The sequence below is a fragment of the Hoeflea algicola genome, from assembly GCF_026619415.1.
Lineage (GTDB): Bacteria > Pseudomonadota > Alphaproteobacteria > Rhizobiales > Rhizobiaceae > Hoeflea > Hoeflea algicola.
In genome coordinates, this window is record NZ_JAOVZR010000001.1 from 4,345,580 (window position 1) to 4,357,400 (window position 11,821).

Here is an 11,821-nt window from a genome sequence, read left to right on the forward strand (position 1 = left end):
CTAGGTACAGGGCGGCGAATAAGATGGGTACAGATGTCACGGCAACTGGCCCGCGCGGGCGTTTGCATTCAGAGTGCCGGCGGGTGGGCTGCCATCAAGTTGGGTACGATCTGGTGGCTGCCGGTTGTTTCCCTGACCTCCGACGTGGGGCGTGTCCCGTGAAATGACGTGGCTGGCGCGACAGAGATCGGTGTTTTTGTTGCTGCGGGACGTCGGAGGCCTGGCTGAAGGGCAGCATTTTCCCGGAAACGATCTCCCGACCCGCTTCAGGTGGCCCGGTTGAGCCGAGCAGGGTGGTGATTGGGGGGCAGAACACAACCCGACTGTGTCAGGCCAATGCAAACTTGTCTCGGTTTTCCAACAGCAACAATCTGTTGGCCTGCGCAGAAGCAGCGGCTGCCGTGTTGATCGAGCTGATCACCAGGTGTTTTGAAGCAGGCTGAAGAGGGCTGAAACGACCGGGTGATCCTTGCGTCGCTCCAGCGTGATGATACTCAGGCATGCGGGCACCGAGACCGCGTTGCCAATGGCAAGCCCGAAGGATTGTCTTTGATGGAGCGCGATCGACTCGCGGCACAGACTCAGGCCGACACCCGAGCGCACCATCTCCAACATCGATGCTTCCTGATCGACCAGCGCCACGATATTCTGCTTGCACCCCTGCTCGGCAAAAATGCTCGTTAACAACCGGTTATGCGCCGAATCTTCGGGTGTTCCGATCCAGGGCAGCACCGCCAGTTCACCCCAGCCAGCGTTCTCGACCCATTTGTCCCATCCCGACGGTGCGATCACACGATAGGAAAAGTCCGCGAGCTTGACGGCATGGATCGGTTCTTCGGCATCAGGATGTTCGACCGCGTCGGGCGCGCTGAGATAGAAACCGGCGTCAATCCGTCCGCGTTTGAGCTGGTTTAGGATATCTCCGCTGACGCCGTGGATGAGCTCTGTGGCGATTTCGGGAAACTCGACCCTGAGCTGACTGAGCAGCCGACCGAGGCGGATGAATTCAGGATCGACAATGGTTCCGATCTTCAGCGTGCCTGCTACCCGGCCCAATTGCTGGCGCGCACTGCGCCGGAACTCGTTCATGGCCAACAGCACATGTTCGGCCTTTTGCAGGATTGCCGCGCCGTCCTCGGTGATCTGAAGCCCTGCCGCTGTGCGCCGGAACAATGTGATCCCCGTCTCTTCGCTCAGCCGCTTGATCTGGTGGCTGACTGCCGGCTGGGTCAGATTCAGCATCTCGGCCGCCCGTGAAACGCTGCCTTCCCGTGCAACGGTAACGAACGCCAGCAATGTGTTGATGTTGGAAAGTCTGTCCATATAAAAAACCCTAATATCGTATTGTGCATTTTGTCATTGGATTTCTTTGGCCAGCATTTCTAGGGTCGTGTCAGGTCGCGGACTGGGAGGGGCGCGGCTATACCCGCTATTCAAGCTCCGGACCACAGTCGCAGGGGCTTGGTGGGTTATCTCGTGACTGTTCCCTCCATAGGGCCTCCGGCCGCTGAATGAAGGGAAACAGCAACCTTGACCAATAATGATGCGACATTCCAATATATCGTGATTGGTGGGGGGACCGCCGGCTGCCTGATGGCCAACCGCCTGAGCGCAGATCCGGCCAACCGTGTGCTGCTGCTTGAGGCCGGCAAGCGCGATACCTATCCATGGATACATATCCCCGTAGGCTACCTTTATTGCATAGGTAATCCGCGCGCTGACTGGATGTACCACACTGAACCGGACAAGGGGCTCAATGGCCGCAGTTTGCGCTATCCGCGTGGCAAGACGCTGGGCGGATGTTCCTCGATCAACGGTATGCTCTACACGCGCGGCCAGGCCCGCGATTATGACAACTGGGCCAGGCAGACCGGCGACGAGGCCTGGAACTGGGAAAATTCCCTGAATGATTTCAAGGCGCATGAGGATCACTATCGGCTCGATGATGGCGCCGATCCTGAAACCGGGGGCAATAGCCGGTTTTCCGATACTCACGGCCATGGCGGCGAATGGCGCATTGAAAAGCAGCGGCTGCGTTGGGATGTGCTCGATAGTTTCGCCGAAGCGGCAGTCGAAATGGGGATCGAGAAGACCAATGATTTCAACAGCGGTGACAATGCGGGTGTCGGTTATTTTGACGTCAATCAACGCTCCGGCTGGCGCTGGAATACCTCGAAGGCGTTTTTGCGGCCGGCGAAGTCGCGGTCAAATCTGACGATCTGGACTGAGGCACAAGTCGAGAAGCTGAACTTTGAGACCGCTGCGGACGGCACGCTGCGCTGTACGGGGGCGGTAGTTCATCGCGGTGGGCAAACCGAGCGCGTCCGTGCTAGGCGCGAAGTCGTGCTGTCGGCCGGAGCGGTCAATTCGCCGAAGATCCTGCAATTGTCGGGCATTGGTCCGGCTGCACTTCTGAAATCTCACGGAATTGACGTTATCCTCGACGCGCCGGTCGGAGAAAATCTGCAGGATCACCTTCAGATCCGCGCAGTCTACAAGGTCAGGGGCACACGGACGCTTAACACCCTGTCCAACAGCCTGTTCGGCAAGGCGCTGATCGGGCTGGAATACCTTCTCAAGCGCTCCGGCCCGATGAGCATGGCGCCCAGTCAGCTCGGTGCGTTCGTGCGCTCCGATCCGGCGCGCCCCTATGCCAACCTCGAATACCATGTCCAGCCACTCAGCCTTGAGGCGTTCGGTGAGGACCTGCACGATTTTCCCGCCGTGACGGTGAGTGTCTGCAATCTCAATCCCACCAGTCGCGGCCATGTCCATATCGGCTCAGCCGATTTCCGGGATCCGCCGAAAATCGCGCCCAATTATCTTGCCACCGAGGAAGACCGGAAGATTGCCGCCGAAAGCCTCAAGCAGGTGCGGCAGTTGATGGGGCAACCGGCGATGCAGGTCTATCAGCCCGAAGAATTCAAGCCCGGCACCCAGTACCAGAGTGATGACGAACTGGCCAAGCTGGCGGGGGATATCGCCACAACCATCTTCCACCCGGTAGGCACCGCCAAGATGGGCCGTGTGGACGATTCCAGCGCGGTGGTTGATCCGCAATTGCGGCTCAAGGGCGTTGAAGGCTTGCGGGTCGTGGATGCCAGCATCATGCCGGAAATTACCAGCGGCAATACCAACTCCCCGACGCTGATGATCGCCGAAAAAGCCGCACGCTGGATCCTGTCCGGCCGATAGCGCAACTGCGCGTTTTCACGTGGCTATGGGATGGCTTCTCAGTGATCCAGGGCTGATCACTGAGCGCGATCTGACATCGCCTTGTTCCTATCAGAAAGCCCTGAGTATGCAGGGGATCAATATTCGTTCTTTCGATTCGGTCTGTGTGCCGACCAGCGTGAATGCCGTGTTGAGCATGGTGGTGACATCCTGTTCGACCATCCCCACGTTGCCCGGTAGGAAAGAACCGAACGGGTCCCAGTCAAAACAACCATATCTTACCCAGTCGGCGCCACTCGCTAGTTCGCTGTGCCAGCGGACAACGCCCTCAAGAGAAATGGTCGAGTTGACGAACAGGCCGGAGGGGCCATCGGGCGCGAAGTCTGCCAGAGCCCCCGCTGCTTTCTCGGCCGAGTAGCCCGATGCCATGATGTACGTATCGGGAACTGAAATTCCGCGTGCGCGCTGGGCTGCCAGAAAGCCTTCGAGGCGCGCAGCCGTATTGTGGTCGGTCAACCGGCCACCGACGAATTTCAAGGGGCCGTTCCACCCCAGATCCTTCTCACAACGATCAAGAATGAGATCGGTCAGATCTCGTGCCGCCGTATAATTGTCGGAGATCACTGAAGGCGCGTCGCTTCCCGGCAAATCCAGATTGATCGATTGCACGCCAGATGCCCTGCAAAACGCGGATATGCGATCCGGGTCGGTTGCCCCGGTCGAGATAACGCATTCAGCCTGGTACGAAACCAGTTCCTTTGCGGCCTCGAATTCCAGTTCCGGGTCCCGCTGTGTGCAGGTAATGACCGGAAAAAGATCGTGCTCGCGCGCGACTTGCTCAAATTGCTCTGCAATCTTGCCAAAATACCGGTTGTCGTATTTCGGGACGATCATCCCGACTATGTTGGAGCGCTCCCGTCTTAAGAGGCTGGCCTGAACATTGACAGCGTATCCCTGCTCTTCCGCAAGCCGTATCACGCGCTCAGCCAGCTTCTGGCCGATTCTTCTCTTCTTCCAGGTCCCGTTGAGAATGGAACTGACCGCGCTCGGAGAGGCGCCGGCCAGCGTTGCAAGATCGTAAATAGTTGTTCTTTTTGTATTTTTATCCATCTTGCCCTTCTCGGCCCGGCGCAGTTTTCCGGCGCTTTGGAAATGCATCTTGACTCAGATAAATCGATGGAGCAATGTTTGCTCAATCGAATGAGCACAATGTTCATTCGATTGCGCACCTGAATATGTGCGGGGGAGGACATTAATGCGAGCCGCAGCAACCCGTTCCGACGGGCGGTCAGAACTGCGGTATCTCCTTTGTTATCCGTCCTCCGCATAAGAGTCGCTCACACGCTTTTGGAGGAAAATTCAAATGACCAGGACCACTTTGCTTGCGGCCGCATCGACGCTCGTCGCGGCCATGTTTGCCACGCCTGTATATGCGCAGACTGTCGCTTTCCTTATGCCCGATCAGGCTTCGACACGTTATGAAGAGCATGATTGGCCCGGCTTTCAGGCGGCAATGGCCAAGGCCTGCCCGGACTGCACATTGATTTACCAGAACGGCAACGCCGACGTTGCGCTTCAGCAGCAGCAGTTCAACTCGGTCATCACCCAGGGTGCGACCGTGGTCGTTCTTGACCCGGTAGATTCCGCCGCCGCAGCTGCGCTGGTGCAGATTGCCCACTCCCAGGATGTCAAGGTGATCGCTTATGATCGGCCAATCCCGGACTCTCCGGCGGACTTCTATGTTTCGTTTGACAATGAAGGCATCGGCTACGCTATCGCACAGTCGCTGGTCGAGCACCTGCAGGCGTCGGGCGTGCCCGAAGGTTCAGGGGTTCTTCAAATCAACGGTTCGCCCACCGATGCGGCAGCCGGCCTGATCCGCGATGGTATCGATCGCGCGCTTGATGCGTCGCCCTACAAGACCTTGTCCGAGTTTGACACGCCCGATTGGGCCCCGCCTAAGGCACAGGAATGGGCTGCTGGTCAGATCACCCGTTTTGGAGCGGACATCAAGGGCATCGTGGCAGCCAACGACGGAACCGGCGGTGGTGCAATTGCCGCTCTGAAAGCTGCGGGTGTTGATCCGCTTCCGCCCGTCACAGGCAACGACGCGACCATTGCCGCACTGCAGCTGATTATTGCCGGCGATCAGTACAACACGATTTCCAAGCCGTCTGAAATCGTCGCCGCTGCGGCCGCCGATATTGCCGTCATGCTGCTCAAGGGTGAAACACCTGAAGCCAGCACCACCCTGTACAATACGCCGTCCAAGCTGTTTGTGCCGGCCGTGGTGACCAAGGAGAACATCAAGGCGGAAATCTTTGATGCCGGCATCCAGACCGCTGCCGAAGTCTGCACGGCCGAATATGCCGATGCTTGCGCCGCTCTCGACATCAAATAAATTGGGCCTATTGCGTGGCGTCTCTAGATGGCGCCACGCAACCATTCTTTGGGAGAGAAACGTCATGACAGAGCAACAGACCGGCCCGGGCAGCGGCGAGCCGATTCTTCGCTTGCGGGGTATCGGCAAACAATTCGGTGCCGTGACCGCGTTGGAAGACATTGAGCTCGACGTTCATGCAGGTGAGGTTGTCGCCCTGGTGGGGGACAACGGTGCGGGCAAGTCGACGCTGGTCAAGGTTCTGGCCGGTGTGCATCAACCGACCTCCGGCACCATCGAGTATCTTGGAAAGAAAGTAACGCTGGATACACCCGGCAAGGCGCTGGAGATGGGCATTGCTACGGTTTTTCAGGATCTGGCGCTGTGTGAGAACCTCGATGTTGTTGCCAACCTCTTTCTCGGCCACGAAATTTCGCCGTGGCGCATGGATGAGGTGCAAATGGAAGTGCGCGCCTGGACGCTGCTGAAGGAACTGGCGGCCCGCATCCCGTCGGTGCGCGAGCCCATCGCCTCTCTTTCGGGTGGTCAGCGGCAGACGGTGGCCATCGCGCGCTCGTTGCTGCTGGACCCCAAAATCATCATGCTGGACGAACCGACTGCGGCACTGGGTGTGGCCCAGACGGCAGAGGTCCTCAATTTGATCGAGCGGGTTCGTGATCGCGGTCACGGCGTCATTCTGATTTCGCACAATATGGAAGATGTCCGCGCTGTTGCAGACCGCGTCGTCGTGTTGCGTCTGGGAAAGAACAATGGCGTCTTCACCGCCGAAACATCGCATCAGGACCTCGTGGCGGCCATTACCGGCGCCAGCGAAAATTCGGTCTCGCGCCGTGCAGCACGCCAACTAGAGCCCGTGAGTGAAAACCAATGACTCAGGAAACACAATCCGCTCCACAACTTGATCGCGCTGATACGCGCATGCGCCATGACGCGGGCCTGTCGGGCGCGCTGCGCGGCTTTACCGACCGGGTTCGCTCGGGTGACCTTGGAATGCTGCCGGTCGTCGTTGGTCTCTTGCTGATTTCGGTGGTTTTCAGCACCCTCAACCCGATATTTCTTGCACCTAATAATCTGGTAAACCTGCTCTTTGATGCCGCAGCCGTTGGCTTCATTTCGCTCGGGGTTGTCTGCGTTCTGCTGCTTGGAGAGATTGACCTGTCGATCGGCTCGATGAGCGGTCTTGCCTCCGCGATTACCGGCGTGCTTTGGGTCAATATGGGCATTCCCTTGCCTGTCACGATCCTTGCCGTGCTGGTCTCTGGCGCGCTGGTCGGGCTTCTGTACGGCTTTTTGCGCAATCGCTTCGAGATGCCAAGTTTCGTGGCAACCCTGGCAGGGCTGCTGGCGCTCTTGGGAATGCAACTCTATATTCTGGGGCCGACCGGATCGATCAATATGCCCTTCACCTCGGCGCTCGTGCGGTTCGGACAGATCATGATCATGCCAGCATGGCTTTCTTATCTGGTTGCTGTCATTCCCGGTGCGCTATTGGTGATTGGCGGCATCCACACCAATCAACGGCGAACTGCGGCGAACCTTTCTTCGTCCGGAATGAGTGTGACGGTCGTCAAGGCCGTGTCCCTGACAGCCGCGCTGGTCTTCGCAGTGTTCTATTTGGGGCAGGGGCGCGGCGTGCCCTGGATGTTCGGTGTTTTCGTGCTTTTCGTCATGATCCTTGATTACGCCCTGACCCGCACCCAATGGGGCCGGTCAATGTTTGCCGTGGGTGGCAATGCTGAAGCAGCCCGCCGTTCGGGGATAAACGTCCAGCGCATTCGCCTGTCGGCATTCGTGGTCTGTTCGACCTTCGCAGCCCTTGGAGGCGTGTTCGCAGCCGCCCGCCTTGCCTCCGCCAGCCAGCAGGCGGGAACCGGTGACGTCAACCTCAATGCGATCGCCGCCGCGGTGATTGGCGGCACGTCGCTGTTCGGCGGGCGCGGGTCGGCGTGGTCAGCCTTGTTGGGTGTTCTCGTCATCATGGCAATTTCCAACGGCCTGACATTGCTCAATCTGAGCTCATCGCTTCGCTACATGATCACAGGCGCCGTTCTCGCCATTGCGGTCATCGTTGACTCGCTCGCACGCCGGTCGCGTGCAAGCCACGGTCGCGCCTAGGTCCCGGGAGAAAATGCAATGAACAAAAAGATGGAAAACAAGACTGCAGCCATTACCGGTGCGGCATCGGGGATCGGGCTCGAATGTGCCCGGATCCTGATCGAAGAAGGTGCGCAGGTCGTGTTGATCGACCGGGCGAAGGATCGGCTGAACGAGCTCTGCGAGGAATTGGGCGACAATGCCAAACCGCTCGTGATTGATCTTCTCGACGGCCCCAAAGTTTCGGTGATGGTGCCGCAGATCGAAGCGCTGGTTGGTCCGCTCGATATCTTTCATGCCAATGCCGGCGCCTATGTGGGCGGGGCTGCCGCGGAAGGCAATCCGGACGAATGGGACCGGGTTCTCAATCTCAACATCAACGCGGCGTTCCGCAGTGTGCAGGCCGTTTTGCCGGGCATGATTGAGCGCAAAACCGGAGACGTGATCTTTACCAGCTCCATCGCAGGTGTTGTCCCGGTGGTCTGGGAGCCGATCTACACGGCCTCGAAATTTGCGGTGCAGGCGTTTCTTCACACCACACGCCGCCAGGTTTCGCAACACGGCATCCGCATGGGCGCCGTTCTCCCCGGACCAGTTGTCACGGCTCTGCTGGACGACTGGCCCAAGGAAAAGATGGAAGAGGCGCTTGCCAATGGCTCGCTGATGCAGCCGCGCGAAGTTGCCGAAGCTGTATTGTTCATGTTGACGCGTTCTCGCGGTGTCGTTATCCGCGACATGGTGATCCTGCCAAACAGTGTTGATCTGTGATCGGTTCAAGCCTTGGGGGGAACCCATGACCAAAATGAACAATGGCTCAGACGGCTATGTACTGGGAATAGATGTGGGGACGGGGAGCGCCAGAGCAGGTGTTTTCACGACAGACGGACGTCTGGTCGGCTCCGACAAATCTCCAGTGTCGATTTACCGTGAAGGAGCCGATGTCGTCGAGCAATCGAGCGAGGACATCTGGCAGGCAGTTGTAAAGTCGGTGCGCGGTGCGGTGGCCGCAGCAGGCGTGGCGCCAGAACAAATTCGCGGCATTGGTTTTGATGCTACATGTTCACTTGTCGTGCTTGGCGAGAACGGCACACCGCTGCCTGTGGGGAACCCTGATTACCCTGAACGCAATATCATGGTGTGGATGGATCATCGGGCGATAAAACAGGCAGAACGCATAAATGCGACTGGCCAAAAGGTGCTCAATTATGTGGGCGGACAGATTTCGCCGGAGATGGAAACGCCGAAACTGCTGTGGCTCAAGGAGAACCGTCCGGAGATTTTCGCCAAGGCCTGGCAATTCATGGATTTGACCGATTACCTGACTTGGAGAGCCTCCGGCGATCTTTCCCGCTCGATCTGCACATTGACCTGCAAGTGGACCTATCTGGCGCACGAAAACAGATGGGATCCTGACTATTTTAATGCCATCGGACTGCAGGAACTGGTCGACGAGGGCTTTGAGCGCATAGGCACGAATGTGGTTGCCGCCGGTTCGCCTCTTGGTTCAGGCCTGACCAGTCAGGCTGCAAACGACCTGGGCCTACTGCCCGGAACGCCCGTGGCGGCAGGCCTGATTGATGCCCATGCAGGTGGTATCGGGTCTGTCGGGGCAGAGGGAGGCGGCGGAGCCGACGCCAATCTCGCCTATGTGTTCGGAACATCCTCATGCACCATGACCACAACCCGTGAGCCGGTCTTCGTGCCGGGCGTATGGGGCCCTTATTTCTCGGCGATGGTCCCGGGTCTTTGGCTCAATGAAGGCGGCCAGTCAGCGGCCGGGGCAGCCATTGATCAACTGCTGGATTTCCACCCCTATGCCGCCGAGGCCCACGCCGCGGCCGCGCGCGAGGACCTGTCCCTACCGGCCTGGCTGGCGCGGCGCGCTGGTGCCACGTTAAATGGCAGTTCCAATGCGGGCGCACTGGCTGGATCAGTCTATGTGGTGCCGGAATTCCTTGGCAACCGGGCGCCCTATGCAGACCCGAAGACCCGCGCCGTCATTGCCGGTCTGGGGATGGAACGGGACGTCGACAACCTGGTCGCGCTTTATATCGCTGGCCTGTGCGGCATCGCGTACGGCTTGCGCCAGATCATCGATGCACAAGCCAAGGCGGGAGCCAAGGTGGACCGCATCGTCATCAGCGGCGGCGCGGGCCGCAGCGATCTGGTTCGGCAGTTGCTGGCGGATGCAACGGGCGTCGAACTCGCCGCCCCTGCAACCGAGGAGCCGGTTCTCCTGGGCGCGGCAATTCTGGGCAGCGTGGCGGCCGGGATACATGAAGACATTCACATTGCGATGTCGAAGATGTCCTCCTTCTCATCGCACTATCAACCGAAGCAAGGTGCAGTTCGGGATCTTCATGATACCCGGTTCGACATATTCCAGCAGTTGCAGACCGTGGCGAGGACGGCCGCTGGCATTTGACCTGATCTGATCGTAGGTTGAGCGCACCAATTTGCGGGAGAAATTCCCCCGTCACGACACTCAATGTGACCGGACGGGGGGCAGGGATCAGATCGGGTAATGCGGGGTGCCGTCCTGAATTGTGATCCATCTCAGTTCAGTAAATTCGGCAATGCCCCAATTGCCGCCAAATCGCCCATAGCCGGAAGCCTTGACGCCGCCGAAGGGCATTTGCGCTTCATCATGCACAGTTGGGCCATTGATATGGCAGATACCGCTTTCAATCCGCTTGGCAACACTCATGGCGTGCATGACATCCTTGCTGAACACAGCCGAGGAAAGCCCGAACTCGCTGTCGTTGGCAATCCGCACGGCCTCGTCAACCGAACCGGCACGGATGATGCTGACCACCGGTCCGAAGCTTTCCTCGGTGTAAAGCCGCATGTCGGGGGTGACGTAATCAAGCGCCGCTGCGTTTAATATGGTGCCTTTGCCGCCACCGGCGATGAGTTTGGCGCCTTTGGCAACGCCGTCCTCTATGAGATCCTGAATCCGTTCGGCCGCGCTGAGGGTGACAAGTGAGCCAAGCGGCGTCGAGCCTTCGCGTGGATCGCTGGCAGTTAGCTGCGCCACCTTCTTTGAAAACGCTTCGACAAATTTATCGCCGACGGCCCCCACCACGATGATGCGTTCCGTCGACATGCAGATCTGTCCCTGGTTCATGTAGGCGCCGAAACCGGCCGCAGCGACTGCCGCATCGACGTCGGCGTCTTCGAGCAGGATCATCGGGGCCTTGCCGCCAAGTTCCAGCAATGCCGGCTTGAGATAGCGACCCGCCAGTTCGCCGATCACCTTGCCGACCCGCGTCGAGCCGGTGAAATTGATCCGCCGGACTGCCGGGTTTGCAATCATTGCCTCTACCAATGCCGGCGCGTCTTCGGGTGCGTTGGAAATCGCGTTCAGCACGCCGTCAGGCAGGCCGCCTTGGGCCACGGCCTCGATGATCAACGCGTGCGTCCGCGGGCAGAGCTCAGACGTCTTCATCACTACCGTATTGCCGCAGGCCAGTGGCGTTGCGATCGAGCGCACCCCGAGAATAACCGGCGCGTTCCAGGGCGCCATTGCCAGCACTACGCCCGCTGGCTGACGAATGGCCATTGCCATCGATCCGGGCCGGTTCGACGGAACAATTTCGCCCTTGATCTGCGTGGTCAGCGAAGCGGCTTCGATCAGCATGTTCGAAGCCAGCATCACGTTGAACCGTGCCCAGCCCTCGGTTGCGCCGATTTCCTCGCCCATGGCCTTCACAATATCGTCGGCGCGACTGTTGAGAGACGTAGCAGCATCAAGCAGCATCTTGCGCCGCTCCGCCGGGCCGGTTTCCGACCAGGCCGGAAACGCCCTGGCTGCCGCGTCAACCGCCTTTGCTGCGTCTTCAAGGGACGCCGCAGCCGCAATCGTCACGGTTTCTCCGGTCACCGGGTTCTTCCGCTCGAACGTGGCGTTGTTGGAAGCAGCGACGTGCTTTCCGTCGATATAGAGGTCGAGATTTTTCATGGTGCTGTGCCTCGTTGTGGAGTTTTGGTTTCCGCCCAGAAAGGCGCGAATGACGGCCGGATCGCTGCGCAGATCAGCGGCAGTGCCGGAGCCGGTAATCGAGCCGGTTTCAATCAGGTAGGCGCGGTCGGCCAGCGCCAGCGTCGCGCGGGCGTTCTGTTCGACAATGACGATGGTCATGCCTGTCTCGC

At 59.1% G+C, this 11,821-nt stretch carries 9 protein-coding genes; 6 read left to right on the top strand and 3 right to left on the bottom strand.

All coding sequences use genetic code 11. The features are described from left to right. Window positions 1-417: 417 nt before the first annotated feature. On the bottom strand, window positions 418-1,323 hold the full coding sequence (locus OEG84_RS21145) for a LysR family transcriptional regulator (RefSeq protein WP_267655581.1): 906 nt from the start codon (window positions 1,321-1,323) through the stop codon (window positions 418-420). A 207-nt stretch (window positions 1,324-1,530) separates the two neighbouring features. Here OEG84_RS21145 and OEG84_RS21150 point away from each other — a divergent pair, with 207 nt between their 5' ends. Then, the gene (locus OEG84_RS21150; protein WP_267655583.1) at window positions 1,531-3,195 is read left to right on the top strand and encodes a GMC family oxidoreductase; all 1,665 of its coding nucleotides are present in this window, start codon (window positions 1,531-1,533) and stop codon (window positions 3,193-3,195) included. A gap of 90 nt (window positions 3,196-3,285) precedes the next feature. Here the strand turns inward: OEG84_RS21150 and OEG84_RS21155 are convergent, their stop codons facing one another. Then, window positions 3,286-4,332, bottom strand: a complete 1,047-nt coding sequence (locus tag OEG84_RS21155) for a helix-turn-helix transcriptional regulator (RefSeq protein ID WP_267655584.1) — start codon at window positions 4,330-4,332, stop codon at window positions 3,286-3,288. A 205-nt stretch (window positions 4,333-4,537) separates the two neighbouring features. On the opposite strand from OEG84_RS21155, the gene OEG84_RS21160 reads away from it, so the two are divergent. The 5 genes from OEG84_RS21160 to OEG84_RS21180 all read left to right on the top strand — a co-directional run bounded on the left by OEG84_RS21160 (window position 4,538) and on the right by OEG84_RS21180 (window position 10,094). Continuing rightward, window positions 4,538-5,575 carry an ABC transporter substrate-binding protein gene (locus OEG84_RS21160; protein WP_425602878.1) on the top strand — a complete coding sequence of 346 codons (1,038 nt, stop codon included), beginning with the start codon at window positions 4,538-4,540 and terminating at the stop codon, window positions 5,573-5,575. Window positions 5,576-5,639: 64 nt separating this feature from the next. Continuing rightward, the gene (locus OEG84_RS21165) at window positions 5,640-6,446 is read left to right on the top strand and encodes an ATP-binding cassette domain-containing protein (RefSeq protein ID WP_267656279.1); all 807 of its coding nucleotides are present in this window, start codon (window positions 5,640-5,642) and stop codon (window positions 6,444-6,446) included. Next, the gene (locus OEG84_RS21170) at window positions 6,443-7,690 is read left to right on the top strand and encodes a sugar ABC transporter permease (protein ID WP_267655585.1); all 1,248 of its coding nucleotides are present in this window, start codon (window positions 6,443-6,445) and stop codon (window positions 7,688-7,690) included. Before OEG84_RS21165 ends, OEG84_RS21170 begins: the two co-directional genes overlap by 4 nt. 18 nt (window positions 7,691-7,708) lie before the next feature. Next, on the top strand, window positions 7,709-8,437 hold the full coding sequence (locus OEG84_RS21175; protein WP_267655587.1) for an SDR family oxidoreductase: 729 nt from the start codon (window positions 7,709-7,711) through the stop codon (window positions 8,435-8,437). Between the two features lie 25 nt (window positions 8,438-8,462). Further along, on the top strand, window positions 8,463-10,094 hold the full coding sequence (locus OEG84_RS21180) for an FGGY-family carbohydrate kinase (RefSeq protein WP_267655588.1): 1,632 nt from the start codon (window positions 8,463-8,465) through the stop codon (window positions 10,092-10,094). An 87-nt stretch (window positions 10,095-10,181) separates the two neighbouring features. On the opposite strand, the gene OEG84_RS21185 is transcribed toward OEG84_RS21180, so the two are convergent. Beyond that, complete coding sequence (locus tag OEG84_RS21185; protein ID WP_267656280.1) at window positions 10,182-11,630, bottom strand: aldehyde dehydrogenase; 1,449 nt, start codon at window positions 11,628-11,630, stop codon at window positions 10,182-10,184. Window positions 11,631-11,821 lie beyond the last annotated feature (191 nt).